The sequence below is a fragment of the Nonomuraea sp. NPDC050786 genome (assembly GCF_040654115.1).
Classification (GTDB): Bacteria; Actinomycetota; Actinomycetes; order Streptosporangiales; family Streptosporangiaceae; genus Nonomuraea.
In genome coordinates, this window is the sequence record NZ_JBFAHJ010000028.1 from 97,546 (window position 1) to 124,491 (window position 26,946).

19 protein-coding genes are annotated in these 26,946 nt (G+C 72.5%); 4 read left to right on the plus strand and 15 right to left on the minus strand.

Annotated features, from left to right (window positions below):
- Positions 1–214: 214 nt before the first annotated feature.
- The 9 genes from AB0H84_RS38780 to AB0H84_RS38820 form a co-directional block, all read right to left on the minus strand.
- Positions 215–1,462 carry a DUF418 domain-containing protein gene (locus AB0H84_RS38780; protein WP_357616095.1) on the minus strand — a complete coding sequence of 416 codons (1,248 nt, stop codon included), beginning with the start codon at positions 1,460–1,462 and terminating at the stop codon, positions 215–217.
- Between the two features lie 700 nt (positions 1,463–2,162).
- Positions 2,163–3,281, minus strand: coding sequence for a histidine kinase (locus AB0H84_RS38785; protein WP_357616099.1), 1,119 nt, complete (start codon positions 3,279–3,281; stop codon positions 2,163–2,165).
- On the minus strand, positions 3,281–3,949 hold the full coding sequence (locus tag AB0H84_RS38790) for a response regulator transcription factor (RefSeq protein WP_357616102.1): 669 nt from the start codon (positions 3,947–3,949) through the stop codon (positions 3,281–3,283). Before AB0H84_RS38790 ends, AB0H84_RS38785 begins: the two co-directional genes overlap by 1 nt.
- Before the next feature lie 305 nt (positions 3,950–4,254).
- Positions 4,255–4,641 (minus strand): hypothetical protein, encoded by a 387-nt coding sequence (locus AB0H84_RS38795; RefSeq protein WP_357616105.1) that lies wholly within the window; start codon positions 4,639–4,641, stop codon positions 4,255–4,257.
- Positions 4,638–5,900: a hypothetical protein gene (locus AB0H84_RS38800; RefSeq protein ID WP_357616108.1), complete on the minus strand. Its 1,263-nt coding sequence runs from the start codon at positions 5,898–5,900 to the stop codon at positions 4,638–4,640. The genes AB0H84_RS38795 and AB0H84_RS38800 overlap by 4 nt, the downstream gene beginning before the upstream one ends.
- Positions 5,897–6,985 (minus strand): hypothetical protein, encoded by a 1,089-nt coding sequence (locus tag AB0H84_RS38805; RefSeq protein ID WP_357616111.1) that lies wholly within the window; start codon positions 6,983–6,985, stop codon positions 5,897–5,899. The genes AB0H84_RS38800 and AB0H84_RS38805 overlap by 4 nt, the downstream gene beginning before the upstream one ends.
- 96 nt (positions 6,986–7,081) lie before the next feature.
- Entirely contained in the window at positions 7,082–7,729 is a 648-nt protein-coding gene (locus AB0H84_RS38810) for a response regulator transcription factor (RefSeq protein WP_357616114.1), read from the minus strand.
- Positions 7,720–9,417 carry a sensor histidine kinase gene (locus AB0H84_RS38815; protein ID WP_357616117.1) on the minus strand — a complete coding sequence of 566 codons (1,698 nt, stop codon included), beginning with the start codon at positions 9,415–9,417 and terminating at the stop codon, positions 7,720–7,722. The genes AB0H84_RS38810 and AB0H84_RS38815 overlap by 10 nt, the downstream gene beginning before the upstream one ends.
- 37 nt (positions 9,418–9,454) lie before the next feature.
- Positions 9,455–9,928 carry a nitroreductase family deazaflavin-dependent oxidoreductase gene (locus tag AB0H84_RS38820; protein WP_357616120.1) on the minus strand — a complete coding sequence of 158 codons (474 nt, stop codon included), beginning with the start codon at positions 9,926–9,928 and terminating at the stop codon, positions 9,455–9,457.
- A 299-nt stretch (positions 9,929–10,227) separates the two neighbouring features.
- Between AB0H84_RS38820 and tuf the strand changes: the two genes are divergently transcribed.
- Positions 10,228–11,415: an elongation factor Tu gene (gene tuf / locus AB0H84_RS38825; RefSeq protein ID WP_357616122.1), complete on the plus strand. Its 1,188-nt coding sequence runs from the start codon at positions 10,228–10,230 to the stop codon at positions 11,413–11,415.
- A gap of 202 nt (positions 11,416–11,617) precedes the next feature.
- Here the strand turns inward: tuf and AB0H84_RS38830 are convergent, their stop codons facing one another.
- The gene (locus AB0H84_RS38830; RefSeq protein ID WP_357616125.1) at positions 11,618–14,419 is read right to left on the minus strand and encodes a glycoside hydrolase family 2 TIM barrel-domain containing protein; all 2,802 of its coding nucleotides are present in this window, start codon (positions 14,417–14,419) and stop codon (positions 11,618–11,620) included.
- Positions 14,420–14,499: 80 nt separating this feature from the next.
- Positions 14,500–15,651: an amidohydrolase family protein gene (locus tag AB0H84_RS38835; protein ID WP_357616127.1), complete on the minus strand. Its 1,152-nt coding sequence runs from the start codon at positions 15,649–15,651 to the stop codon at positions 14,500–14,502.
- A gap of 206 nt (positions 15,652–15,857) precedes the next feature.
- On the opposite strand from AB0H84_RS38835, the gene AB0H84_RS38840 reads away from it, so the two are divergent.
- Positions 15,858–16,547, plus strand: coding sequence for a PIG-L family deacetylase (locus tag AB0H84_RS38840; RefSeq protein WP_357616130.1), 690 nt, complete (start codon positions 15,858–15,860; stop codon positions 16,545–16,547).
- A gap of 28 nt (positions 16,548–16,575) precedes the next feature.
- Here AB0H84_RS38840 and AB0H84_RS38845 read toward each other — a convergent pair whose 3' ends face one another.
- On the minus strand, positions 16,576–16,809 hold the full coding sequence (locus AB0H84_RS38845) for an acyl carrier protein (RefSeq protein WP_357616288.1): 234 nt from the start codon (positions 16,807–16,809) through the stop codon (positions 16,576–16,578).
- 198 nt (positions 16,810–17,007) lie between these two features.
- Here AB0H84_RS38845 and AB0H84_RS38850 point away from each other — a divergent pair, with 198 nt between their 5' ends.
- Entirely contained in the window at positions 17,008–17,817 is an 810-nt protein-coding gene (locus AB0H84_RS38850; RefSeq protein ID WP_357616133.1) for an SHOCT domain-containing protein, read from the plus strand.
- 88 nt (positions 17,818–17,905) lie between these two features.
- Here the strand turns inward: AB0H84_RS38850 and AB0H84_RS38855 are convergent, their stop codons facing one another.
- Positions 17,906–21,313 carry a phosphodiester glycosidase family protein gene (locus AB0H84_RS38855; protein ID WP_357616136.1) on the minus strand — a complete coding sequence of 1,136 codons (3,408 nt, stop codon included), beginning with the start codon at positions 21,311–21,313 and terminating at the stop codon, positions 17,906–17,908.
- Positions 21,314–21,409: 96 nt separating this feature from the next.
- Here AB0H84_RS38855 and AB0H84_RS38860 point away from each other — a divergent pair, with 96 nt between their 5' ends.
- Entirely contained in the window at positions 21,410–22,621 is a 1,212-nt protein-coding gene (locus AB0H84_RS38860) for a cytochrome P450 (RefSeq protein ID WP_357616138.1), read from the plus strand.
- Here AB0H84_RS38860 and AB0H84_RS38865 read toward each other — a convergent pair.
- Positions 22,541–24,631 carry a hypothetical protein gene (locus AB0H84_RS38865; protein ID WP_357616141.1) on the minus strand — a complete coding sequence of 697 codons (2,091 nt, stop codon included), beginning with the start codon at positions 24,629–24,631 and terminating at the stop codon, positions 22,541–22,543. The genes AB0H84_RS38860 and AB0H84_RS38865 overlap by 81 nt on opposite strands.
- 54 nt (positions 24,632–24,685) lie before the next feature.
- Positions 24,686–26,908, minus strand: coding sequence for a hypothetical protein (locus AB0H84_RS38870; RefSeq protein WP_357616143.1), 2,223 nt, complete (start codon positions 26,906–26,908; stop codon positions 24,686–24,688).
- Positions 26,909–26,946 lie beyond the last annotated feature (38 nt).

Below are 26,946 nucleotides of genomic sequence, written 5' to 3' on the forward strand. Positions count from 1 at the left end.
CATGAAGATCCCTGAGGTGCCGTATGCGGTCAAGCAGTGGCGGCGCGAGCAGTTCGGGTGGTGGGCGGAGCCAGGCTGCACGAACTGGCGGCCCTCGGTGCACCTTTCGGCGATGAGCCAGGCTTACGGGTGGAAGCCTGCGAGGACTATGCGTTTGCTGGATCCTTGAGCGGTCCAGGCCGGGGGGCTGGAGGCGGGCCACCCCGGCCGGGTCTCATCGGATGTACTTCGCCGGTTTGGTGGCGGCGTTGAGCAGGTACTCCAGGGGTCCGCGGCGGAAGAAGCGGGACCAGATGGAGGCGAACGCGATCGCCCCGCCGATGAACATGAGCAGCGGCATCCAGGACTGCTGGGTGCCGGTCCCGCCGGGCACGGACAGCACGGACTGTGCGACGAAGTGGCCGACGTAGGCGGTCAGGGACATGGTGCCCACGGCGATGACGGGTTTGGCCAGGTGGCGCAGTCGCGGCAGGCGGTCCATCGCCACCGTCGCGCCGACGATCACGAGGATCGCGACTCCGACGCTGCCGATGATGTCGAACGTGGTGCCGCTGTGCGGCCCGGCCGTCAGGAGCGACGAGGCCGGCATATCGGGGAACGACCCGCTGTCGAGGGGCATCGACCCGGAGCCGCTGGACGACGACCCGTCTTCCGCCATGCTCCTCAACGCGTCCTTGCCGGCCAGCAGCAAGGACATGCCGTACGCGGTCACGGTGAGGGCGGCACCGAGCGCGGCCAGGCGACGCTGGACAGCGCCGGAGGACAGGTCGAGGCGGCCCAGCGCCATGCCCGCGATCACGAACGACATCCACGTGAGCGCCGGGTAGAAGCCGGTGAGCAGCAGATCGAGCACTCCCACGCCGCTGAGCCGGTGGAGCGGGTCGTAGGCGTTGATGCCCTGCTGGACCGACTCGCCCAGCAGCGGGTTCAGGATGAACGCCAGCTGCGGTGTGACGAGGGCGAGGGCGGCCGCGATGATCGCGAGGGTCCTGGCGCGCAGTCGCACCAGGGGCAGGGCGAGGAGGAAGAAGACGCCGTAGAAGTTGAGGATGATCACTCCCCCGTAAACCATCGCCATCGACGTGCCCAGCGCCAGCAGGATCACGGCCCGGATCGCGATCCTGGCCTTCGCCTGCCGACCGGCCAGGCCGGTCTTCGGCTCCCGGCGGCCGGCGATCAGCATCAGGGAGAACCCGGCGAGGGTGGCGAACAGGACCGATGAGTGACCGTCCGACAGGTACCGGATCCAGCTGGCGACGCCGTCCGTGGCCGACAGCGGGGGGCCGATGTGCACGACGTACATGCCGAACACGGCCAGCGCGCGGGCCAGGTCCACCCCGACGAGGCGTCCCATCGAGGGACCGGGCAAGGCCGGCACGGCGGACTCGGGCGGGGTTCGGGGCTGCGGAGGCGAGTTCTCCTGCAGAGCCGGTGTCTCCTGCGGCGGCTGTGTCTGTGTCATATGGAGAATCTCGCGTGGACGTCAGGGGCGGACCATCCGGCAGGCTTCGGTAACGCCCCCGCCGATCGGCGGGTACCGCCCTGCCGACCGGCGGAGTCCCGTCCCCGGCCGGTCCTGTGCGACCGGACGACGATCTTCTTCAGCCACTCGGCGAGGGTGGACCCGACAGTTGCCGGGTGGGCGTGGGGCGGACGGGCTTCCAGGCTGGGGGCATGACAGACCGATGCCGGTGAGGAGGGCGTGGCCGATGTCGCTGAGTCGCATATCGGCCGTGTGCGGTCTCCGTCTGGCCGCTGACGGAGGCCACAGGCATCGGTGAGCCCGCAGGCGAGATCCACGCTGGTCAGCCGACCGAGGACTCAGCACGCACCCTCATGAAGGGGCACCGGGAGGGTACGGCCGCTGCCCAGGCGTGGCCATGCCGACGTGCGCGACACCACGGCATGGTGAATCACGGCCGCCTGGGACGCCTCGTCAAGCTCCCGTCGTCCGCCCGGGGGGAGGCGAGAAACCAGGGCCGTCAGCCTGGTGCCGGGATCTTCGCTGTCCTGATGCGGCACCGGACACGGTCAGGACGGGGAGCTGGACGAGCGTGCAGGGCCGGGCGGAGCACGGGCGCCAGCCCCCTTTCTCGTTGTCCGGACGCGGACCACGAGTGGTCTCGTGAGCCGCAAGCAGACGGAACGGCATGAGGGGTCGGTCAGTCCGCGCTGAGGGGAATCCGCAGCCGCACCCGGTAGCCACCCTCCGCGGTCGGGCCCGCGTCCAGGGTGCCGTGCAGGATGTCGGCCCGTTCCCGCAGACCGACCAAACCCTGCTGCGACCCGGGGAGGGAGAGGGAGGGACGCGTGGGCGGGGTGTTGGTGACGGTCACTCCGATGCCGTCGCCTTCCTGCCACAGCTCGACAGTGGCCCTCGCGCCGGGGGCGTGCTTGCGGACGTTGGTCAGCGCCTCCTGGACCGTGCGGTAGACGGCCCGTTGCGCGGGTGTGCTCACGGTGGGCGGCAGCTCACCCGTCAGCTCCGCGTGCGTGCCGCTTGATTTCACCAGTTTGCGCAGGTCGGCCAGGGTGGGCTGAGGAGTCAGCTCGGTGGTGTTGCCGCCGGAGGCGCGCAGCAGCGTGACCATGGTGCGCAGCTCGTCGAGCGTGGTGACGCTCAGCGAACGGATCGTGCGGGCAGCCTCTTTGGCGTCCGCGTCCTTGGTAGCGACCTGCAGGGCTCCGGCCTGCACCGCGATCAGGCTCACCTGGTGGGAGACCACGTCGTGCATCTCCCGAGACAGTTGGGCACGTTCCCTGGCGACCACGGCCTGAGCGTGCAGGGCACGTTCGTGTTCCCTGGCCTCCTCGATCTCCTCCAGGCGCCGGGCCAGGTCCCGTCGCGCCTGGACGAGCTGGCCGAACAGGACCGGGGCGACGGCGATCGCCAGGTTGTAGACGAAGAAGAGCAGCGTAAAGGTCTGGCCGACATCGGAGAGGTCGGACGGAGGCCACGGAATGCTGCCCGCGATGGCGGTCAAAGCGCCGCATACCGCGAGAAAGCGGCGGTTGCGGGAGCGTTCGGCCACGGTGAACAGCGCCAAGAGCGGAGCGACGGCCACCTCGGTCGTGACCATGATCGGCAGGGTGAGCAGGAAGACGGTGAACGGGAATCTGCGCCGGAAGACCAGCGCACCGCAGCCGAGCACGGCGAACGCGACGCCGAGGCGGGTTTCCTCCCAGGTGTTCACCCACACGTCCAGGGCCGCCACCGCCACCAGGGCGAGGTCGACGACCGGCGCGGGCACGCGCCCCCACAGGGCGCCTGCGCGGCTCATCAGCCGGCCTGCGACTGCTTGCGTTCGTCGAGCAGCCCGGCCCGCTGTGCCAGCAGTGCGGCCTGTACCCGGCTCGTCACCCGCAGTTTCGTGAGGATCGCGCTGACATGGTCTTTGACCGTGCCGGCGCCCAGGTGGATACGCGCCCCGATGTCGGCGTTCGACAACCCCTCCGACACCAGGACCAGGACGTCACGCTCGCGGGGGGTGAGCAGCCGGACGCGAGCCGCCTCCTCGTCGACAGCCGCCTCGGCGCCGGGGTGAGTGTGCAGCAGGGCCCGTGACGCCTTGGGCGACAGCACCACCCCGCCCGCTGCGAGGGTGCGCACCAGGTGGGCGAGCTGCTCCGGCTCGGTGTCCTTGAGCAGGAAACCGGCCGCGCCGGAGCGCAGCGCGGTCAGAACGTACTCATCGGTGTCGAACGTCGTCAGCATCGCCACCACGGGTGCGTTCGGCATCATCTGCAGCTGGTGCAGAACGGTGAGTCCGTCGACGTCCGGCATCCGGATGTCCAGCAGCACCACGTCGGGCTGCTCCCGGCGGATGGTCTCGACGGCGTCGCCCCCACTCGCGGTCGCGACGACCTCGATGTCGTCAGCCGCGCCGAGGATGAGGCTGAATCCCGACCGCACCAGAGCCTCGTCGTCCACCACCACTACCCGGATCACGTGCTATGCCTCGCTCTCGCCCACTCTGGCCGGCTTGCTGTCCGATCTTAAAACTCCGATTGGTCGCGGTGCCTGAGCGCTGCGCCATGCCTCAAGATGGAGAAACAGGCAGGTTAGGGACATCCGCCTGAAGTCCGTAACATCCCCGCCAGCCGGGGGTCATATCCCCGCCGGCTGGGGGGAGCCGTGTGGGTGCGCGAGGCATGCCATGCACCACCGTGCCCGACGACTGCGAAAGACGGCCAGCCACCCTGTCCGCACGTCGCTCATGGCTCCACCTGCCTTGTGGCACCGACAATTCCCGGTCAGTCGGCGACGAGGGTGTTGAGCGTGAGGGTCTCCTCGCCGGACGGGCCGGTGAGGCGGATCGACAGCTCCCATGCGCCCGTCATGAGGAACAGGTCGTCGCCCTCGGCGACGAAGTGGCCGGGGCCGGTCCTCCTGGCGGTGACCTCGGGCATCGAGTGACCCATGGTGAGCATCACGGAGTCGATGGTGACCGTGTCGGCCTGGCCCTTGTCCACCCGTACGTCGATCGCGTTCCGCTCGGCCGTGACGGTGACGGCGTAGCGGGTGCCCGTCGTGCTCACCGGGGTCGGGTCCGAGGTGCGGGCGACGATGAACGCGGCCACCACCACCGCCACGAGCCCGGCGAGCACCAGCAGGCTCCTCAGGCCCTTGCTCCGCATCATCGGGGGACCTCCACGGTGAAGGGCACGGTGGTGATGCCGCGGTCTGTGGCGTACTGCGTCCAGGCCAGGTAGCGGCCTGGCGCGGGGAAGCCGAAGGTGAAGCGCAACCGGCTGCCGGGCGTCCCCATCTCGTGGACGTGGCCGAGGAACTGGCCGTCCTCGCTGCGTACGATGAGGTGACCCGCCATCCCGAGCCACGGCCGCGGCGTCCCGCTCGTGGTCACCTCGACGGTGGCCGGCCGTCCCGCCTGCGGTACGGCGGGCGTCACCGTGACCGTGCCGGCAGTGCTGGCGTCCTGGATCGCCGGGTCAGACGTGGCAGCCGTGGCGGTCGCCGACCCGGTGACCGTGAACGAGCCGGTGAGGAGCTGGCCGCCGGAGTCGGTGCGTTCGAGCTCGACGTAGGTGAGATAGCGTCCGGGACGGTCGGCGCGCAGCCGAACCTCCAGGCGGCCGGGCGCGGTGCGCAGCGGATGGACGTGGCGGAAGTAGCGGCCGTCCTCGCTGGTGACCACCAGGTGGGCCATGGCCTCGTGGTGGATGGCGAGGTCGTCGACGGGCCGGCCGGTGGAGCCGTCGAACAGCTCCACCCGCGCCACGAACTCCTCGCCCGCGGCGGGGCGGGCGGGGACGGTGGAGAGCACCCGCTGCACGTACGGCCGGCCGACCGCGGAATCCGTGGGACGCGGCTCGGCGCCGTCCGGCGCGGCGGCGGGCAGCCACGGCTCGAGGATCACGATCAGCGCGGCCACCGCGACTCCCGCGGCGGCCACCGCGGTCACCACGAACGCCGGACGGCCGCGCCGGTTGAACGCCCCGGTGAGCAGGCCGCCCACCAGGAGCAGGGCGGCCACGAACAGGCCGCCGTAGATCAGGAACTCCCACCCCGACCCGCGGTCCACCAGGACCCGGAACGGGATCACCGCGCTCTCGCCCCCGGCGCTGACGGTCAGCTCGTGCGGACCGGTCTCCTCGACCCCCAGCTGGGCGGGGCGGCCCGGCGCCACCGTGCCCCGCACGACGCGCCCGTCGGCGACGGAGCGGAGCCGCAGGTCCAGCTCGGGGGCGGTCGGGAAGCCGATCGCCTCGACGCGCAGCGGCCCCGGCACCCGGGTCGTGGCCTTGATCACCAGGGTCAGTTCGGAGCCCGCGATCGTCTGCGCGATCCGCAGGTCCGCCCCCGCCTTGACGACGTGTGCCGCCGCTGGTGGCGCCAGCGCCACCAGCAGCAGGGCGACCAGGCAGAGGAGCCGGGTCATGCCCGCCGGTCGCCGGACCCGCCGGCCTCCGCGGGCATCGCGTTCGGGAGGAACAGGGCACCGAGGGCGAGACCGATGAGACCGGCCACGATGGGCGAGCCCGTCCACAGTTCGGGAATGGCGGGCAGCCGCCCGGTGACCGCGGAGGCGACCGCGATGTAAAGGGACCACGTGGCGAACGCCGACAGACCGGCGAAGGCCCAGTAGGCGCCCCGGCGCTCCCGCGAGGGACGCAGCCACCGGATCAGCAGGTCGCCCACCACCCCCGCGACGACGAACGCCAGCAGGATCGGCAGGTTGCGGAAGGCCGTCTGCGCGCCCGGCATGAGCACGCCGACCACGGACAGCACGGTCACGCTGCCGAACGGGAGCTGCCACCGTCGCAGGAGGAACAGCACCGGAGCGAGCAGGATGACGTTCGTGATGACCATCGACGCGGCCAGGCGGGAGGTCATGCCGTCCTCCATGGTGGAGAAGGCCCGGACCACGCCCTCCGCGCCCCACTCCATGGCGTCGGCGTACGACAGGAACAGCGACACCAGCGTGGCGCCGAAGCCGAGCCCGATCAGCGCGGGCAGCAGCCGCGACAGCCGGGGCCGGTCCCCGAGGTCCGGGGCGGTCCAGGCCGAGCGGAGCGGGGTCGTGATGATGAGCATCATCGTCACGATCAACCCCAGGTGGGAGGGGCTGAACAGGATGTCGATGGTCTGCTCGATGCCCAGGAACGTGTGCCACATCATGTCGGCGAACCCGAACGCGGCGAACGCCGGGATGGCGACCAGCCCCGCCAGGTACCCGTTCGGCACCGCGGCCACGCCGCTCCGGCCCGCGCGCACGTTGCGGTAGACCTGCCAGATGATCCACGCCGACACCGCCGCGAATCCCGAGTAGAACGCCGCGTGCCAGGGCGTGAAGAACGTCTCCAGCCCGGCCAGGTTGCTGTGCGCCCAAGCGTCGATCATCAGCCCCACGCCGAACCAGACGCCGAGCAAGGCCATGACCAGGTCCGTCCGGGGGGTCACCCACGTGCGTGTCTCCCCGGAGTCCGCGAGCAGCCGCTGCACCCCAGGACTCACCGCCGTCATGAATACGCTCCTTTCAGTCGATCCGATCCTTCGCGACCGGGCCCGGAAAGGGAACCCGGGTGGCACTCACGGAGAGGTACGGTTACCCGCACCTCCTCATGCGTTCAGGTAGCGCAGCACCGCGAGCACCCGCCGGTGGTCGTGGGCGCTCGCCTCCAGACCGAGCTTGGCGAAGATGCTGGTGCAGTGCTTCTCCACGGTGCGTTCGGCGATGGCCAGCCGCTCGGCGATCGCCATGTTCGTCCGCCCCTCGGCCATCAGCCGCAGCACCGCGCGCTCACGCTCGGTGAGCAGGCCCAGCGGGTCGCCGGGCTGCCGGTGGCGGCCGACCAGTTGCTCGACGACGACCGGGTCCAGCGCGGACCCGCCCGATCCCACCCGCCGGATGGCCGCGGCGAACTCGGCCAGGTCGGACACCCGGTCCTTGAGCAGGTAGCCCACGCCCTCGGTGCGGCCGCCGAGCAGCTCGACCGCGTAGCTCACCCGTACGTACTGCGACAGCACGAGCACCCCCACCGCCGGGTGGCGCTCCCGCAGCGCGACGGCCGCCCGCAGCCCCTCGTCGGTGTGCGTGGGCGGCAGCCGGATGTCGAGCACGGCCACGTCGGGCGGGTCCTTCTCCACATGGGCGAGGAGGTCCTCGGCGTAGTCGACGCACGCCGCCACCTCGAACCCCGACTCGGCGAGCAGCCGGGCCAGGCCCTCGCGGAACAGGATCGAGTCCTCGCAGATGGCTACGCGCACGGCAGGATCACCTTCAGCACGGTTCCCTTCCCCGGTGGGCTGTCGATCGTGAGCTTGCCGCCGTTGGCCTCGGCGCGGTCGGCGAGCCCGGCGAGCCCCGAGCCGCGCGCGGGATCGGCCCCGCCGACGCCGTCGTCGCCCACCTCGACCCAGAGGCGACGGCCGTCGTGGGCGAGCCGCACCCACGCCTTCGACGCGGCGGCGTGCCTGGTCACGTTGGCCAGGGCCTCGTTGACGATGTAGTAGGCCGCGCTCTCCACGGACTGCGGCAGCGGCTGGTCCAGCGCCAGATCGCAGGTGACGGCCGTGGGCGCGACCGCGGCCAGCTCCTTGACCGCGCCCGCCAGGCCGCGCTCCGTCAGCACCGGCGGGTGGATGCCGTGGCTGACCGCACGCAGGTCGTCGAGCGCGGCCAGCACCGCCGTCTTGGCCTCGCCGATGAGCGGTACGGCCCGCCCCGGATCGGTGCCGGCCTCCGCCAGCCCGAGCGTCATCGCCGCCGACAGCAGCCGCTGCTGGACGCCGTCGTGCAGGTCGCGTTCGATCCTGCGGCGCTCGGCCTCGCCCCACTGCAACATCCGCCGCCGCGAGGCCGCGAGCTGCCGCAGCTGGGCCCGCAGGTCCGCGGTGAGCCGCTCGTTCTCCAGGGCGAGCCCGGCGGCGGCGCACGCGGCCTCGACGAGCTGGGGCTGTTCGAGGAGGGCGGCGTCGTGCACGAGTACGGCGAGCGGCGCCTCGCCCTGGTCGACGCGGGTGACGACCCGGCCCGGCCCCGGCTCCAGGTCGACCGGGCGGCCGTCGGCGTCCACGTAGCGGTCCTGCTCGGCCGTCCAATAGCCGACGGCCAGCCCCGGGTCCCGCAGGGTGGCGGCCAGCTCGTCACGCAGGCTGTGCGGCCGTTCGCGCCTGCTCAGCCGTACCACGAGGTCGGCCACGCGGCCGTGGTCCATCCGGCTGCGCATGAGTCCGGCCAGGTACGCCAGCGGGACCGCCATGAACGCCCCCAGCATGACGAGCGCGAGCGGGACCTGCAGGGGGTTGGGGCCGAAGAGGCCGGACATGCGGTCCACCGCGAAGGCGAGCGTGGCCAGCATCGACGCGCCGGTGACGGGCGCGACCGCGCGCCGCTGCGCCACGCTCGCCTGCTGCCAGCGCTTGACCGTGAGAGCGAGCACCGCGCCGGAGATGAGGAGGGTCACCTGCCAGGAGAAGTCGTCGAGTGCGGCGGCGAACGTCCGCAGCGGTACGGGCAGCGGAAGGTAGGTGACGGCCTGGGCCGAGGGCAGCAGGAGAGCCGCCACGTACGCCAGCCCGGTCACCACCCGGTAGGACACGAAGCGCAGCCTGCCGGTGGGGAAGGCGAGGAACAGGTGGCAGGCGGCCGCCGCCCACATGCCGCACAACGCCACCGCCCACAGCGCGTTCGCGGGACGGAAGAGCAGCTGCTGCGGAAGCCAGGCGACCCCGACCGCCACCATGAGCGGGCCGACCTGGTTACGCGGATGCTCCCGCCAGGCCACGATCCCGGCCGTGAGGAAGGAGACGCCGACCAGCGCGCCGAGCATCCAGATCGGGCCGTGCCGCCAGATGGGGCCCTGACCGGACCCGAGGACGTTGACGACGAGCAGCCACGTCCCTGCCGCCGCGACGGTGAGTAACCCGGTGGTGCCCCTGGAACGCGTCGCCATCGCCCACCCCCGATGGGGATTCTACGGGCGAACCGCGTCACCGCGGCGTGAGTCGGATCACCGGATACTCGCGGTCGGACTTGCTCTGGTACTTCGCGATGCGGGGCTGGGCGGCGGCGATGCGCTGCCAGGCCTGCTCATGGTCGGCGCCGTCGAGCCGGTGCGGCGTCACCGGCATGGCGGCGCGGCCGGGCAGCTCGATCGACGCCCGGTCGGGGTGCGCCATCAGGTTGGCGTGCCAGTCCGGGTGCCGGCTGCCACCGCCCGATGCGACGATCAGCCAGGCGTCCGCGCCGTCGGCGAACCACGCCACAGGCGTCTGGCGCGGCTGCCCGCTCCGCCGGCCCACCGTGTTCAGGATGAGCACGTCCATGCCCATGAACGTGCCGCGGCCGCGCCGGATCTTGCGGTTCATGCGGGCGTTCACCTTCCGCTGCACCCACCGTGACAGCGCCCCGGGCGTGCCGGGCTCGCGTGCCGCGCGGCCACGTGCTTGCTGGTTCTGTGCCATGTCGCCAACGGTAGGCAGCGGGGCCGTGGGCCCGCTTCTCCATTCCTGATCGGTCCGGTCCGCCCGGGGGACAGATCCGGCGGGGGAATATTCCGTTGCGGTTCCGTGCTGGTGGCAGCACTATGTACGGCATGTTCCTGCACGCTCTCCTCGCCACGCCCGCGGTGCCGGGTGTGCTTGAGCGTGTCTGCGACGGCCTGGAGCGCTGACCTCTTCCCGTACGTCCCGAGGTGACCCGGCGGGGAGAGGTTGTCGGCCCGAACGGGTCACGAAATTTCCAGGCAAGTCAGGAAGGGACCATGGCCAAGCAGGCCTACGTACGGAACAAGCCCCACCTCAACATCGGCACGATGGGGCATGTCGATCACGGGAAGACCACGCTGACCGCGGCCATCACGAAGGTGCTGGCGGAGCGGGGGCAGGCCACGTACACGCCGTTCGAGCGGATCGACCGCACGCCCGAGGAGGCGCAGCGGGGGATCACGATCAACATCTCGCACGTCGAGTACGAGACCGCCACCCGCCACTACGCCCACGTGGACATGCCCGGCCACGCCGACTACGTGAAGAACATGATCACGGGTGCGGCGCAGCTCGACGGCGCGATCCTCGTCGTGTCCGCGCACGACGGGATCATGCCGCAGACCCGGGAGCACGTGCTGCTCGCCCGCCGGGTCGGGGTCGAGCACCTGGTCGTGGCCGTCAACAAGGCCGACGGCGCGGACCCGGAGCTGACCGACCTGGTCGAGCTGGAGCTGCAGGACCTGCTGACCGAGCACGGCTACACCGGCGTCCCGATGGTGCGGGTGTCCGGGCTGCGGGCGCTGGAGGGCGACCCGGTCTGGACGGCCTCGATCGAGGCGCTGCTCCAGGCGGTGGACGAGCACATCCCCGTGCCGGTGCGGTACGTGGACGCGCCGTTCCTCATGCCGGTCGAGAACGTGCTCACGGTCACCGGCCGGGGCACGGTCGTCACCGGGGCCATCGAGCGCGGCACGGTCCGGGTCGGTGACACGGTGGAGGCGATCGGGTTCGGTGACGGGTTCGGGGCCGTCGTGACGGGCGTGGAGACGTTCGGCAAGACGATGGAGCGGGGCGAGGCCGGCGACAACGCGGCCGTGCTGCTGCGCGGGGTCCGGCGCGAGCAGGTGCGGCGCGGCATGGTGCTGGCGGCGCCCGGCAGCCAGCGGGCCCATCGCTCCTTCACCGCCCGCGTCTACCTGCTGACCGCGGAGGAGGGCGGGCGGCGCAAGCCGATCGCGTCCGGGTACCGGCCGCAGTTCTACCTGCGGACGACGGACGTGCCCGGCGAGATGACGCTGCCGTCCGCCGCGGACGGCGCCGAGCTGGTCGCCCGGCCGGGTGACACCGTGGACGTGCTGGTCGAGCTGGGCAAGGCGGTGGCGCTGGAGCCCGGGCTCGGCTTCGCGATCCGCGAGGGCGGGCTGACGGTCGGCGCGGGCACGATCCTCACCGTGCCCGCCTGACCCGCACAGATGAACGGTGCCGCGACCGGCTCGTTCCCCGCCAGGGGCGCGAGCCGGTCGGTGCCGTGACCGGCCCGTTCCCCGTCAAGGGCGCGAGCCGGTCGGTGTCGCGACCGGCTCGTTCCCCGTCAAGGGCGCGAGCCGGTCGGTGTCGCGACCGGCCCGTTCCCCGTCAAGGGCGCGAGCCGGTCGCCGCCGCCCGTCAGCTGGGCTCGAACCTGAGCCTGAACGTCGTCCGCCCGGCCCGGAGGTCGTAGGCGGGAAGGGCGCCGGGACCGCAGGTGGCGGTGCCGATGCCCTGCTGGGCCAGGTCCAGGCCGATGTGCAGGCGGTCGCCCGGCACCAGGTCGGGCCGGTGCCGGGCCCGGTCCAGCTCGGCCACGCTCCACGGGCGCGCGGTCAGGCCGAACACCGGGTACCCGCGCACCTTGAAGGCGCCGAAGTCGGCCCATCGCACGTCCGCCCGGTGGCCGTTCTCCTGCGGGAACACGTACGGGGTCTGGAGCTCGTCGATGCTCGCCCGCCAGCGGCCGACCCGCGCGGACATCCCGGTGTCCGGGTACGCCTCGCCCGGTCCCCTGCCGAACCAGGTGACGTGCTCGACCGTGCCGACGGGCAACGTCATGTTCAGCCCGAGGCGCGGGATCGGATCGGCCCAGTCGCCCTCCGGCTCGATGTCCACCGTCAGCTCCAGGCCGCCGCCCACAGCCGCCCAGGTGTACGTGGCCCGCATGCCGAGGTCGGTCGCGGCGGGCGCCACCCGGGTGCGGACGGTCAGCCCGTCGCCGGCCTCGACCGCGTCCACGCGGTGGGTGAGCCGGTGCAGGCCGAGCCGCCGCCAGGTGCCGGCCAGCCCGCCGTAGGTGTCGTTGTCGGTCGGCGCCCGCCACAGGTCGAGCCGCGGCCCTTCGACCTCCGTCCCGAACAGCCGCACGAGCCTGCCGGTGGCCGCGTCGAACGCCGCGCCGCCCAGCACGTGGTGCTCCCGGCCGTCCAGGACAGCCCGCACCGGAGCGTCCCCCGCGGCGGGGGTGGCGGGTGCCACGGGAGAGGGGAAGAGCTCGAGGGGCGCCTGGCCCCAGGCGACCTCGTGCCCGGCCGCGGCCCACGGCTGGTCGGCGGCCAGTACGGCGCGCACGGTCACCCACGGCTCCCCGTCCCCAGCGGGCGGCGGGGGCAGCTTGACCTCGCCGCCCTCGGCGGGCACCGCCAGCCGGTGCTCGGCCACCGTATCCCCGTCCGCCTCGATGGTGGCGACGAACTCCAGGTGCGACAGGTCACGGAAGCCGTGGCCGTTGACGACCCGCACCACGCCGTCCCCGAACTCGAAGCGGACCGGCTCGAACACCTTCTTCAGGTCGTGCAGCCCGGGCGACGGCGTGCGGTCGGGGAAGACCAGCCCGTCGATCACGAAGTTCGAGTCGTGCACGGGCTCCCCGTAGTCACCCCCGTACGCGTACTCGTACGTGGGGTGCGCCAGCCCGTGGTCGATCCACTCCCAGATGAACCCGCCGGCCAGCCGCGGATACCGCTCGAACAGCTCCTGGTACTCGGCCAGCCCGCCGGGCCCGTTGCCCATGGCGTGGGCGTACTCGCACTGCATGAACGGCATCGCCCGCCGGCGCGCGTCCAGCGCGGGGTCGTCGAGGGGGGCCTCCTCGCGCCGCCCGATGGCCTCGACCTCGGCGTGGGAGGCGTACATGCGCGAATACACGTCCGTGTGCGCGCACGACCGGTCCCCTTCGTAGTGGATCGGCCGGGACGAGTCGCGCGCACGGGTCCAGTCCGCCATGATGGCGAGGTTGCGGCCGACGCCCGCCTCGTTGCCGAGCGACCACATGATGACGCTGGGGTGGTTCTTGTCGCGTTCGACCATGCGGCGCATGCGGTCGAGCAGCGCGTCGGCGTAGCGCGGGTCGTCGGTGGGGTTGGCGCGCCAGCCGACCTCGCCGAAGCCGTGCGTCTCGAGGTCGCACTCGTCGATCACCCACAGGCCCAGCTCGTCGCAGAGGTCGAGGAAGTCGGGGTGGGGCGGGTAGTGGCTGGTCCTGACGGCGTTGACGTTGTGCCGCTTCATCAGCAGCACGTCCTCGCGCATCGTCTCGTACGGGACCGCCCGGCCGTGCTCCGGGTGGAACTCGTGCCGGTTCACGCCCTTGAACAGCAGCGGGCGGCCGTTGGCGAGCAGCACGCCGTCGACGATGGAGATCGTGCGGAAGCCGATGCGCAGCCGTACCGTCTCCTCCGGGAACGTCACGACGGCGTCGTACAGGCGGGGCGTCTCGGCCGTCCACGGCTCCACCTCCACCGACACCTCGGCCCCGGGCGCGAGGTCGGCGACGCCGAGCTCGGGGACGCTCAGCGTCCCGTCGCCCTCGAAGCTGAGCGTGCCCCGGCCGTCGGCGTAGGAGGCGCGCACGAAGACGTCGGCGGTGGAGCGGGTGAGCGTGACGTCCCGGAAGATGCCCGGCAGCCACCACATGTCCTGGTCCTCCAGGTACGTGGCCGCCGACCACTGGTGCACGCGGACGGCGAGCACGTTGCGCCCGGGACGGAGGTACGGGCCCGCGTCGAACTCGGCGGGCAGCCTGCTGCCGGTCCAGAAGCCGAGCTCGTGGCCGTTGAGCCAGACCCTGGCGAAGGACTCGGCGCCCTCGAACCGCAGCCGGCCGCCCGTCCAGCCCTCAGGCAGGTCGAAGACGCGCCGGTAGTCGCCGGTCGGGTTCTCGTCGGGGACCCGGGGCGGGTCGATCGGGATGGGGAAGTCGACGTTCGTGTACGCGGGCGCGCCGTGGCCGTGGAGATTCCAGTGCGACGGGACCGGGAGCGAGTCCCAGTCCGAGTCGTCGAAGGACGGCTCGGCGAAGTCCTCGTGAACGTTCACGTTTTGTGAGAAACGGAAGCGCCACATCCCGTTGAGGTCGAGTGCGGGCGCGTCTGAGCGGAGTGCGGCCCTGGGTTCGAGCAGTCCTGAACCGGGGGCGAAAGTTTGGAGATCCATCATGGCCGAGCCTAGAGGTTCCAGCCGGTTTCGTCACCGATGAGTTTTCTGTCCGCTTGTCCGGGACAGCGGCAGGCCCGCGCTCATGCGTCCCCCAGGTCGTAGACGCGGCGCGCGTTCCCGGCGCCCACCATGAAGGCCACCCGCATGGCCTGCTCCACCGACCACTCCCCCTCGGCCACGAATCCGCCCAGCACCCGCGCCATCGCCCGCCGCCACAGCAGCGCCCCGAGGTGGTGCAGCTCGGCGGGCCCGAAGGCGTCGGACGAGAAGAGGATCTTCGCGAACGGCGCCACCTCCAGGCTCTCGGCCACCACGGCCGCACTGCGCGCCCCCGTGTGGCTCACCGCCAGCCCCACGTCGAAGAAGACGTTCGGGTACGCGTGCGCCAGGAACCCCGCCCCCCGCTGGTACGGGTAGCAGTGCAGCAGCAGCAGCGGCACCCCGGTCGGCTCGGCCAGCTCGATCAGCCCGCGCAGCAGCAGCGGGTCCGACCGGCGCAGGTCCACGTCCGGATCGCCGAACCCGATGTGGAACTGGAGCGGCAGCCCGCGCTCCAGCCCCGTCCAGATGAGGTGGCGCAGCAGCACGGGGTCCGTCAGCCGGCCGCCGCCCGCCGCCAGCCAGCGCCCGGCGGCCTCCGCGACCTCCTCGCGCGCGGGCGGCGCGGGGTCGAAGTCGAGCCCGTACCGGTAGGCGACGACGCTCTTGAGGCCGCGCGCCGTACGCGTGCGCTCCCATAGCGCCTCGGCGAACCGATCGGCGAACGCGCCCGCCTCGCACCCGGCGGCGGCCACCCGTTCGGCCACGCTCTCCAGCCGCACGATCTCGTCGGCGGGCACGCCGCTCGCCTCGGCCATGCCGGAGGGGCCCAGCAGCTCCTCGCTCCGGTAGCCGGTCTCGACGAGGAAGTGCCCGATGCCGGCGGCGGCCAGCAGCAGCCGGTTCGTCTCGGCGGCGCCGAGCCTCGCGCGCCTGGCGAGGTACTCCTCCGGCGTGCAGAACGGCTCGAGCCCGAGCACCGGCGCGCAGTGGCGCAGGATGGCGTGGCCGAGCTGGGAGTCGAACTGGGTCATCCACGAGGGCACCGGCCGGTCGGACTCGGTGATCATCTCCTCGAACGCCTTGCGTGACAGGTCGTGCGACGTGGCGCCGTGCACGTGGTGGTCCACCAGCGCCATCTCCTCGATGGCCCGCACGAAGCCGCTGGGCAGGAGGTCGAGCTCAATGGACATCGGCGAGGTCTCCCAAGGCGTCTCCCAAGGCGTCTCCCAAGGTCAACGTAGCCGTGTTACCCCCCGAGGGCGAGGCTTCACACGCCCTGGTGCAAATTGTGGCCATAGGTGACAAGAACCACGAAAACTGTTTCAATCCGGGCTAAGCGACCAAGGGGCCTGCACCGCCGGCTACTACCGCGCCTGGGAGAACCGAAGGGCAGTGAATGCGCCGCTTTGACCGCGTCCTGGTGATCTCCCCCCACGCCGACGACGAGGTCCTGGGCTGCGCCGGGCTGATGGCCGCGCAGGCCGGGGCCGGGGCCGAGGTGCACGTCCTGTATCTCGCGGTGGACGGCCTGCGCCACTACGGGCTGGACGGGGCCACGACCTACCCGCAGCGGCTGCAGGAGATCGAGGCCGTGCGGGACCTGCTCGGCTTCACCTTCGAGATCGCGTACGGGGACGCCGGACTGACCGAGCGGCTCGACACGCTGCCGCGCAGGGAACTGGTCGGCCTCTTCGAGCAGGCGCTGAACGAGCGGCGGCCCGACCTGCTGCTGCTGCCCGGCTTCGCCGACCACGACCAGGACCACATCGCCGTCTTCGACGCCGGGTTCGCCGCCGCCCGGCCGATCGCGCAGCAGTCCGGCAGGTGGCTGGTGCCGAGCGTCCTCACGTACGAGATGTCGAAGATCCAGTGGGCGTCCGAGCCGATGCCCCGCTCGACCGCGTACTGCGACATCTCCGCGCACATGGACGCGAAGCTGAAGGCGCTGCGGGCGTACAAGAGCCAGCACCGGCCCGCGCCGCACATCAGGAGCGAGGAGGCGGTGACGGCGCTGGCCACGTTGCGCGGGGCGGAGATCGGTGTCGCTCACGCGGAGGCCTTCGGGGTGTTGCGGGAGGTCCTGTGAAGGCGGACGCGTCCGCGCACCGGCGGCTTCACCCGTGCAGCCGTACGTAGTCCACCAGCGCGTCCAGATTGTCGACGGCGGCCGGATCGAGCTCCACCCCGAACTCGGCCTCCACGGCGTCGATCAGCCGCAGATAAGCCAGCGAGGTGACGCCGAGATCGCTCAGCCGGGCCCGCCCGGACAGCACCTCGCCCGGGTCGACCGCCCCGTCGGCGGCCTTGGCGATCATGTCGGCGAGCCGCTCGCGGAGCTCCCCATCCATCTGCACCTGGTGAACCCTCCCTCGTCGGGGAATCCGGGGCGAGTGTGTCACGGGGTGCCAGATGTCGGCAAGCGCCTGCGGGGAAGGGGCTGAGGCGCGATCCGGTCGTATGACGTTCTTCGCCAAATGGAGCCCAGGCCGAGATCACGTGTCGTTACCCTGGCACGCGACCCACTGCCCCATGACTGGAGCAAGCCGATGTTCTGGCGTTATGTGAAGTCACAACTGCTGGTCTTGCTCTGTGGCGGGCTGGTCGGGCCCATTTTCCTGTTCGTGTATCTCGGGATGAGCGCGGGGAGCCGCGAACACGTCCAATGGCTGCTCACGATCGGGCTACTGGTCACGGTGGCCGACGTGCTGATCGCACTGGCGCTGGCCAGGTCTGGCGCGAAGCTGGCTGCCAGGGTCGCCGCCCTGGAGCGGAACGGCGTTCTGGCGCTCGCCCAGATCACGGGCATGTCGGAGACCGGCACGAGGGTCAACGACCAACCGCTGATCAGGCTCGGCCTGCACATCGCGGGACCGGGGTTCGCGTTCGACACCCAGGACCGCGTGCTCGCCAGTGTGACGCGGATGGGCAACTTCACCGCGCGCAAGCTCGTCGTCCTCGTCGATCCGGCCACGAAGCAGCACCTGATCGACTGGGACCGGAGCGCTCTGGTGAACGGGCTGGTGCCGGCGCGGTTCACGGTGGAGGAGGACGGCAGGACCTACGACCTGAGCGGGCAGGCCGGCCCGCTGATGGAGATCCTGCAGATCCTCAAGGCCGCCGGCATCCCCCTGAAGGGCATGCTGGACATGCGCTCCGACCCGGAGCTGCGGCAGCGGATCCAGGACGTGGTGCGCCGGGCCGCCGATCGGCCGCCGGCCGCCGCCGCGCCAGGGTTCCCGCCGCCTGAGCGCTCCGCCGCACAGCGTCTGGAGGAGCTGGAGGCGCTCCGCGGGACCGGGGCGATCACCGACGCCGAGTACGCCGCGAAGCGGCAGCAGATCATCTCCGAGCTCTGAGGGCGGGCGCAGGTCTTCCCGCTCCTGGTACGGGACGAGCGCACGACGCCGGACCCTGGCGTCGTGCGCTCGCTACCTCACGTGCCCGTCAGGCGGCGGCCTTGGCGGTCAGCGCCACGGCGGCCTGCCGCGTGACGCCGCTCACCGTCACGGCCAGCGTGACCTGGCCCTGCCGCAGCGCCGTCAGCGTCCCCGTGGCGGGGTCGAAGACGGCCACGTGCCACGGCTTGGCCGTCTGGCGGGTGCCGATGTGCAGGTTCGGGGAGCCGGACCAGGCCGCCGAGACCGGGTAGGCCGCGGGAACCGTACGGGCCCCCTGCTTGACCGCCGCCGTCACCGTGCCGGGCGCGCCGACGGCGACCGTGGCGGGCGCGGTGAGCACGAGGTCGTCCACGTGCGGCCGGACCTGCGTGCCGATCCAGTCCGGCGCGTCCGCGAACCAGTTGCGCCGGACGTGCTCCGCCTCCGCGGGCGTCACCGGATCGACGCCCCACAGCGACCACCCGGTGAACCCGCCGTCGTCGGCCGGGGTGGCCGGATTCTTGCCGGAGTTGCCGTTGATGAAGTACGGCACCGCGTCCACGTGCGAGGCGTGGAAGGTCCCCACGTGCGCCCCGATGTACGCGGCGCCCTTGCCGGTGGTGCGCTGGAAGTCGGCCAGCCAGCCTTCGACCAGCGCCGCCTCCTTGCGGTCGCCGAGCTGGCTGCCCTTGCCGGGCGTCGGGTCGCGCGGCGGGACGTGGAACAGGACCGCGACCGAACCCACCGACGGGTCGGCGGCCGCCTTGTCGAGCTGGGAGCGGAGCATGGCCACCTGGTCGTAGCCGCCGCCGCGCAGGTTCAGGCGCGAGGTGTCCAGCGTGATGAAGCGGGTCCCCTTGTGGTCGAAGGTCCCGTACGTGTCACCGAAGACGGCCTTGAAGTTGTCGATCTTGCCGCCCATGACCTCGTGGTTGCCGGGAATGTAGTGATATTCCAGGGTTCCACCCAGCTCCTCGTCGAGGATCTTCTTGGCCAGCGCGAAGTCCTCCGGCGAGGCCTCGTCCACCAGGTCGCCGTTGATCAGCAGGAAGTCCGGCTTGGCGGCCTTGATCTCGCGCAGCGTGCGGCGGGCGTTCTTGACGATGTCGCTGTCCGGGTCCCTGGCCACGAACTGCGCGTCCGACATGACCGCGAAGCGCCACGGCATCCTGGCCACGTCCGCCTTGACCACCGGATCGGCGATCCTGGGCGCGGCGGGCGCGGCGACCGACGGCGGCACCTTCGCGACCAGGCCGTCGATGAGGATCTCGTTGGTGTACTTCGCGTCCGCCTTGGTCTCGGCCACGTAGAAGCGGCGGAGCTTGAGCGGGTAGTTCACGCCGGGCGGCACGGTGAACTCGACGTACTTCCACCCGGTCCACGTCATGTACGGCCCGCGCAGGATCTGCGACTGGCCGAGCGCGTCGTAGAACTCCAGGCTCGGCCACTCGCCCTTGCCGGTGGAGTTGATCCAGAGCCCGAACGCCTGCGGCTGGCCGTCGATCACGATCTGCTGCGGCGGGCTGGCGTACGCGGCCCGGGTCGCGGTCGAGGTGGTGAAGTCGTACGACAGCTTGAGGCCGCCGCCGCTCTGCCCCGGCGCGGCCGACAGCGAGCCGGTGGCGCGGGCGGCGGCGAACGTCCACTTGGCCGCGTCCTCGAAGTCGGCGACCGGCTTCTCCTCGAACCCGACCGTCACCGGCACGGCGGTGCCGATCCTGCCGACCTTGGCGGTGATCAGCCCGGACGCGGGGGCCTTCCTGGCCTTGACGGAGAAGTAGCCCTGCTCGGCGGGGGTCACCTCGAACATGCTCTTGTCGTAGTCGAGCGTGACGTCGGAGGGCTCGACGGGCGCGGAGTTGCCGTTGCGGTCGTAGCCGACCACGCCGAACGTGGCCCCGGACGCTCCTGGCGCGTCCGCGCCGGCCAGCCCGAGCCGGTCGGCGGTGGTGCCGAGCCGCTCGAGCGGCTGCAGGACGGTGAGGTCGATGGTGCCCTTCGCGCCGCCGCGCGAGGCGGTGACGGTGGTCTGGCCGGGCACCAGCGCGTGGAACCTGCCGTCGCGGATGACGCCGTGCACCGCCGGGTTCGCCCGCCACGACGGGGTGCCCGCGGCGGGGCCGTACGTCTCGTCGTATCCGGCGGCGGTCAGCCGCCTGGTGAGGCCCGGGAAGACGCGGTCGGGGCGGCCGCCGGCGATCGGAGCGACTCCGGGGGCCTTGGCGGGGTCGGTCGCGGTCTCCAGCCAGAAGCCCTTGAGCTTGCCGCTGCCCTCGGGCGCGTAGAGCGCGAGGCCGTTGGGGACGTGCCGCTCGCCGCCGTCGGAGGGGCTGTTCTCGACCTGCACGTCGGCGGAGCCGGGCTCGCGGGCGAGCATGGTGGAGGAGCCGCCGCCGTCGAGGTTGAGCGCGTTGGCGGCACCGAGGTCGACCATCATGGCGGCGAGCTCGTTGAGCGTGACGCCGCGGCTGTCGGCCTGGCGGCCGTCCACGGTGAGCAGGTACATCTTCCTGCCGTCGGCGGAGAACCCGACGGCGGTGCGGGGGTGCGCGGCGGGGTCGGTGGAGTTCTGCACGACGCCGTCCTTGACCAGCAGCTGGTTGCCGCCGACGGCCGCCTTGACCTGGCTGCCGTCGGACGCCTTCGGCTGGTACTTCACGTCGACCCGGTCGCCGGGCTTCAGCGCGGACAGCGCGGTGGCGCCGGCGTCGCGGCCGAGCAGGATCGTGGTGCCGGCGGGGATCGGGCCGCTGCCCGCGGACGCGCGTACCTCGGAGACCACCCCGTCCACCAGGACGACCTCGGCGACGGACGTCGCGCCCTCGACGGCGCGGGCCCGGGTGTAGGAGCCCCACAGGGGCGTGAACAGCCCGACGCCGCCGCTCTGCACCATCTGGTTGAACTGGGTCAGCTTGATCGGCGACCCGCCGGCCGGCGTGGCGGTGCCCTCGAAGTACATCTTGAGCACCCGGCCGACGCCGTCGCCGGTGACCGCGACCGCGTTCTCGTGGCCGGCGACGGGCGACTGCACCAGCGAGCCGTCCTGCACGCCGACGCCCTGGGCCGCGCCGGAGCTGTTGATGTCGAAGAAGTCGCCGTTGACGGCCGCGACGGCGTGCGCGCGCTTGGCGGACCCGGACAGCGGCTCGGTCCTGGTCACCTCCCCGGAGAACAGGTAGTCGGCCTTCGCGCCGCCGAGGTCGGCGGTGACCGCGTCGGCGCGCAGCCAGCCGAGCGCGTCATAGGTGTCGAACGAGGTCAGCGAGATGCCCGGCGCCACCGGCCGGGTCCTCTTGGCCGTCTCCAGCTTCTGCCCGGGGTCTTGGGTGGCGAGCAGCGTGGACGGCGGCGGATAGGACGACGCTTCGAGCGCGTCCTCTGCGGGGGTCGCGGGATCGGCCTGCGCGGGGGCGGCGGCCAGGGCCAGGGGGCCTAACGCCAGGGCCGCGGCGGCCAGGATTCTGAGGGACTGCACGACCGAACTCAATCGCTCGTGGATATAACTTTCAAGACTTAAGAGTGAACTAAAAGAAAATTTCAGATCTTGCCGGGCGACCGCCCTGCTACGAGCATGGGACGCGTGGATCGAGAGGCGCTCTACCGCGACCCGTATCCCGTCTACGCCAGGGCCCGCGCCGCGCCGGGGCTGACGTTCGTCGAGGAGCTGGACGCCTGGCTGGTGGCCCGGCACGCCGACGTGCGCGAGGTGCTGGCGCGCCCTGACGACTTCTCCTCCAAGGGCGCGCTGCGGCCGGACGTGATCCCGGCTCCGGCGGCGTTCGCCGAGCTGGCGGGGGTGCCCGGCAACGCGCCGGTCGTGCTGAGCACGGACGGCGAGGCGCACGCCCGCTACCGCCGGCCGCTCACCCGCGGCCTCTCCCCCGCCAGGGTGACGGCGGCGCTGCCGTTCATCCGGGCCACGGCGGGCGAGTTGGTCGCGTCGTTCGCGCGCCCTGGGAGTGGGGACGGCCGCGTGGAGTGGATGGCCGGGTACGCCAGGCCGCTCCCGGCCGCCGTGATCGGCCATCTGCTCGGCCTCGACCCGGCCGACGTCCCCGGCGCGATCCAGGCCGGCAACCGGGCCGAGGAGCTGCTGTTCACGCCGATGCCGGAGGAGCGGCAGGTCGCGGCGGCACGCGAGGTGGCGGCGCTGCGGCGGATGCTGGCCGCGCACGCCGCCAGATCGAGGAGCCAGGAGAACCTGACCGGCGAGCTGTCACGCGGGCTCGCCCCCGGCCCCGGCGAGCCGGCGCCGGAGCAGCGCGACGAGATCGTGGCCAACGCCCAGAACGTCATGCTGGCCGGCCACCTCACCACCACCGCGCTGCTCGGCACCCTCGTGCACCGCCTGCTGCGCGACCGCCGCCAGTGGGAGCTGCTGTGCGCGCGGCCGGACCTGGCGGGCGCGGCCATCGAGGAGGCCGCCAGGTTCGAGGCGCCGGTGCAGGGCTTCCGCCGCACGGTGACCAGGCCGCTGGAGCTGGCGGGGACCGCGCTGGACGAGGGCGACACGGTGTTCGTCTCGTACGGCTCGGCGGGACGGGACGAGGCGGTGTTCGAGCGGCCGGACGAGTTCGACATCGCCCGGGAGCCGGTGCGGCACCTGTCGTTCGGCCACGGCGTGCACGGCTGCCCGGGCGCGCTGCTCGCCCGCGAGCAGCTCAGGATCACCCTCGACCTGCTCGTACGCGAGCTGCCCGGCCTACGTCTCGCCGGCGAGGACGTCGTCATGGCGGCCACCCTCATCCACCGGGCGCCCGAGGAGCTCTTCCTCACCTGGTGAGCGCACCCCGGCGTGCAGCACCAGCGGCACGGCCAGCGCCACCGCCATGGAGAGCACGGCGGTGCCCGAGTCGTTGACCAGCATGCCGACCACGCCGCTGACCAGCGCCCCGACGAGCCCGGCCCGCAGCATGGGCGCCCGCGCGAACGCCCTCGGCACGATTCCCGCGCTGATCTGCCCGGGCCGCAGCACGGCGAAGAGCAGGAAGGCCAGCCCGGCCAGCACGATCGGCATGAGGTTCGGGGAGAGCATGGTGCTGAGCATGGCGCCCAGCTTGCGGCCGATCATGGGCCAGAACGTCCCGTCGATCACCTGCCCCACGAACCTGCCCAGGTGCGTCTGCGACGCGGGCGGCCGCAGGTGGTCGAGGACTGCGATGATCGACACGGCCACCCCGCCGAGCACGCAGAACGCGCCCAGCTTCAGCACCGACACCCGCTTGCCCGCGACGAGCAGCGCGGTCACCGCGATGCCCGGCACGAACGCGATCACGCCGCCGAAGTCGCTGCCCACGCCCGGCCAGCCCGCCAGCAGCATCGCGGCCACGCCGAGCCCCGCCACGCCGGCCACGGCCGGCCGTCTGCGCCCGGCCCGTACGAGGTGCTCGGCGGCGATGGCGGTGACCATGAGCACGGCGGTGGCCAGCAGCGCGAACGGGATGTTCGCCAGCCCGTAGTAGCGCCCGCCGACCACCGCGGTGTAGCCCATCAAACTGTTGAACTGCAGCGTCGTCCCGGTCAGCAGGTCGCCCACGAGCACGGTGGCGGTGATCGCGGCCACGGCGGCGGGCGGTCCCAGCGGGTCGCGCCGCCACGGGCCGCCGAGCGCGACCGCCGCGAAGAGCGCCGTGCAGGCCAGCACGCCGCCGATCAGCGTCGGCACCGGGTACGGGCTGCGCTCCCACGGCAGGAGGTTGACCGCGTACGTGGAGACGGGGACGCAGGCGAGCACGATGGCGGCGGTGCCGACGACGCCGAGGCGCCTGCGCCTGGACAGCAGGAAGTAGGCGAGCGCGTAGAAGGCGACCTGGATGACGGCGAAGGCGGTGAAGAAGACGCCGGTCGTGCCGCGCACGGTGGTGCCCTTGAGGTCGGACCTGCGCAGATCGCCGGGGGTGGTGCGGTCGCCGAGCCGCCACGGCAGCCCGATCACGGTGGCGGGCGGCGCGATGCCGGCGGCGGTGAGGATCGTGGGCGTGATGTCGGGCAGGACGGTGATGTCGTCGCGCCTGGTCGAGTTGGTGCCCACGGAGAGCCCCGCGACGCCGTCAGCCGGCTTGCGCCACATCGCCACGCGCAGGTGCGGCACCGAGCCGTGGTCCCCGATGCCGGCCAGGACGACCTCGGTGTCCGGGGGCAACTTGTCGAGCGCCGCGCCGACCCGGGCGTCGGCCTCGCGGACCAGGGCGCGCCGCCGCTCCGGCGCGATCAGCTCGGGTTCCTGCGGCAGCTTGCCGTCCACGATGTACGGCTTCACCAGCGTGTCCACGTCCACGGCCAGCACCCGGCAGCGTGACCAGTCGGCCAGGCCGGCCGGCTCGGAGGCGTACAGGTCGACCTTGCCCTCCCGGTCGGCCAGGGCCAGCGCCGCGCCGGGGCCGACGGCCGCGGTGCACTGTCCGGCGGCGTGCACGGCGGCGCCGAGCGTGCCCGCGTAGGTGCCGTCACGCAGCCGCAGCAGCTCGCGGAGCTCGGTGACCACAGCGCCGCTGCCCTGCGCGACCGGCTCGGGCGGCATCCCGCACCGGTGCCCGACCGCCGAGCGCACCCCGGCCGACACGGTCAGCCACCCGTCGTACGGGCAGGTCACGGTGCCCACGGCCTTCACCGACACGGACCCGATGGCGCTCTCCCCTGCCAGCCGCCACAGGCGCGGCGTCTCGACCGGGTCGAGGTCGTCCCAGAGCAGCCCCGGCACCCCGATGAACGCCACCCGCCCCGCCGACGCCTGGGCGGGCGCAGGCAGCCACCACAGGACGGACGAGACCAGCAGTAACAGCACCCACCTCACGGACGCACCCCCGTCGCTGTTGGGAAACGCCCGAAACCCTACCGGCCCGGGTGGTCAGACGGCGGGCTTCTTGACGATCAGCCGGGCCAGCGCCTCGTCGTACGGCGGGTCGAGCCAGTAGTCGGAGTGGCCGCGCGCCTCGGGCAGCGGCTCGCCGGGGCCGGGCCGGATCGGGTCCCAGCAGAACAGGTCCACGCCGTTCGGGTGGTCCGGCGCCGGGGCGAGGGGGTCGACGCGCCCGAACACCGGCCCGCCGATGGGGTCGCTCAGCCGGTACAGGTTGTACCAGGGGACGGCGTCCCGGACGGCCGTCAGCGCCGGGGTGCCGAAGTAGGCGGGGAAGAAGGCGGCGTACAGGCGGCGCAGCGGCGACCCGTGGGTGAGCATGCTGACCCGCTCCCGCAGCTCGGGGCCGAGCTGCAGCACCAGGGCGGCGGTGATGACGCTCCCCTGGCTGTGCCCGGAGAGGACGACCTTGTCCCGTGGGTGCCCGGCGAGCCGGCCCACGCGGTCGATCAGCTCGGGGATGACCCGCTCGGTGTAGCAGGGCGGCGCCAGCGGGTGGATCGCGCGGGGCCAGAAGGTGGAGATGTCCCAGACGATGCCGATCGTCCGGCGCAGCCCGGAGTCGGTGTACGTGCGCCGGCCGAGCAGCACCAGACCCACGATGACCGCCGTCATGGCCCAGCTCCCCAGCGTGGCGAGCAGCCCCGCCAGTCCGCCCTCCGGCGTGAACAGGTGGAACTGGTAGATCACCGTCACCGCGGCGAACCCGGCCACGCCGATGCCGGTGAACACCGCCAGCACGAGCCCGGCCCGATCGGTCAGTGAGGCGAGTGCCCACGTGGCGGCCACCTCGTCGTCGTAGCGCTCGCCGTAGTAGCGGGTCAGCTGCGGCGTGAGCCGGTCGGCGACGGAGCCCCGGATCGCGTACAGGACGGCGGCCAGGACGGCGAACCCGGCGGTCAGCAGCGGCACCAGCGCGGCCGTCCACCACACCGGGTCGTCGAGGAAGAGCTGCCTGCCGGACGGCTCGGGCGAGGCCGAGGTGCCCGGCACGCCGAAGAACGTGGCGGTCCAGAAGAGCACGCCGAGCGCCAGCACGTTCGCGCTGCCCGCGGCCACCATCAGCACGAACCACGCGGCGATCCCGCCCATCGCGCGGGGCTCCCTCGACGCCCGGTCCATCCGGGCCAGCACGCACATGGTGACCAGCATGAACAGCCCGAGCCCTACCGTGAGCGCGAACTGGAACGCCCCCACGCCGACGCCGGGAAGCTGCCGCCCGGCAGCGCCCGGCGACATCCCCGCCAAGGCCGCCCCGAGCGTGGCCAGGCACACCAGCGGCGCGGCCACCCGCAGGGCGCGGCAGGCGAACGTCAGCCACCCGGGGATCCCCTCGTCCGAGCCCGGGTCGAGCCGCCGGGCGATCCACGGCAGCACCACCAGCAGCGCGGCGGCGAGCTGCACGGCCGCGTTCGCGACGGTCAGGGCGAGCCCGAGCGAGGTGCCCGCGAACGGCGCGGCCACGGCCAGCCCGATCGACGCTATCGCGAAGCACACGTGCACGACGCGCAGCCGCCACACCGGCGCGCCGCCGTGCCACAGCCGCGGCTGGGCCAGCAGCGGGCCGTCACCTGCGGTGCGACCAGGCGGCAGGACCGTACGCTCGTCGCGCTCCCAGGTGCGCCGCGCGATCCACCACAGCAGCACGACGACCGCCAGCGGGACCAGGGCGGTCACGGCCAGCCGCTTCGACGGCTCGTTTCCCCACAGCGCGCCCAGCCAGCGCACCCACACGGGCGCGGTGTCGTAGGTGCAGGCCCGGCCGGCGGCGGTGCACTGCCAGCCGACGAGATCGACGCTCGCCCGGGTGACGGCCCCGACGAGCGTCCCGGTCAGCAGCAGGGCGAACAGCCGCTGGGCCGCCTCGGTCACGTGCCGCAGCCAGGCGCCGCCCGGCGGCCTGGGGAGCATGAAGTACGACAGGTTCGCCAGCGCGAACGGCAGCAGGAGCAGCCACAGCGCGATCGTCCTGCCGCCGGAGGTGAGGCCGCCCCAGGCGTACGCCTCGCGGTGGCGGGTGCCGGGCACGTCCGCGTGCTCGCCGTGCGGCCTGCCATCCGTCGACCAGCGCCGGTAGAACCCGGTGGTGCCGTCGCCCGCGACGATCCGGGGATGGGGGTGGTTCAGCATGCCCTCGGGGGGCGTGCCGGAGACGCCGTGCACGCGCAGCTCGCTCACACCGCCGCGGGTCTCGTCGAGGAAACCGTCCATGCCGCCATCGTCCTGCCGGGCGGCGACTACGAACAGTC

Bases quoted from the DNA above. Each gene is read 5' to 3' on its own strand.
- AB0H84_RS38850 (WP_357616133.1), top strand. From the start codon at position 17,008: ATGTTCTGGCGTTATGTGAAGTCACAACTGCTGGTCTTGCTCTGTGGC.
- AB0H84_RS38815 (WP_357616117.1), bottom strand. From the start codon at position 9,417: ATGGCGACGCGTTCCAGGGGCACCACCGGGTTACTCACCGTCGCGGCG.
- AB0H84_RS38795 (WP_357616105.1), bottom strand. From the start codon at position 4,641: ATGATGCGGAGCAAGGGCCTGAGGAGCCTGCTGGTGCTCGCCGGGCTC.
- AB0H84_RS38780 (WP_357616095.1), bottom strand. From the start codon at position 1,462: ATGACACAGACACAGCCGCCGCAGGAGACACCGGCTCTGCAGGAGAAC.
- AB0H84_RS38820 (WP_357616120.1), bottom strand. From the start codon at position 9,928: ATGGCACAGAACCAGCAAGCACGTGGCCGCGCGGCACGCGAGCCCGGC.
- AB0H84_RS38860 (WP_357616138.1), top strand. From the start codon at position 21,410: ATGGGACGCGTGGATCGAGAGGCGCTCTACCGCGACCCGTATCCCGTC.
- tuf (WP_357616122.1), top strand. From the start codon at position 10,228: ATGGCCAAGCAGGCCTACGTACGGAACAAGCCCCACCTCAACATCGGC.
- AB0H84_RS38785 (WP_357616099.1), bottom strand. From the start codon at position 3,281: ATGAGCCGCGCAGGCGCCCTGTGGGGGCGCGTGCCCGCGCCGGTCGTC.
- AB0H84_RS38845 (WP_357616288.1), bottom strand. From the start codon at position 16,809: ATGGATGGGGAGCTCCGCGAGCGGCTCGCCGACATGATCGCCAAGGCC.
- AB0H84_RS38870 (WP_357616143.1), bottom strand. From the start codon at position 26,908: ATGGACGGTTTCCTCGACGAGACCCGCGGCGGTGTGAGCGAGCTGCGC.
- AB0H84_RS38800 (WP_357616108.1), bottom strand. From the start codon at position 5,900: ATGACCCGGCTCCTCTGCCTGGTCGCCCTGCTGCTGGTGGCGCTGGCG.
- AB0H84_RS38835 (WP_357616127.1), bottom strand. From the start codon at position 15,651: ATGTCCATTGAGCTCGACCTCCTGCCCAGCGGCTTCGTGCGGGCCATC.
- AB0H84_RS38840 (WP_357616130.1), top strand. From the start codon at position 15,858: ATGCGCCGCTTTGACCGCGTCCTGGTGATCTCCCCCCACGCCGACGAC.
- AB0H84_RS38830 (WP_357616125.1), bottom strand. From the start codon at position 14,419: ATGATGGATCTCCAAACTTTCGCCCCCGGTTCAGGACTGCTCGAACCC.
- AB0H84_RS38805 (WP_357616111.1), bottom strand. From the start codon at position 6,985: ATGACGGCGGTGAGTCCTGGGGTGCAGCGGCTGCTCGCGGACTCCGGG.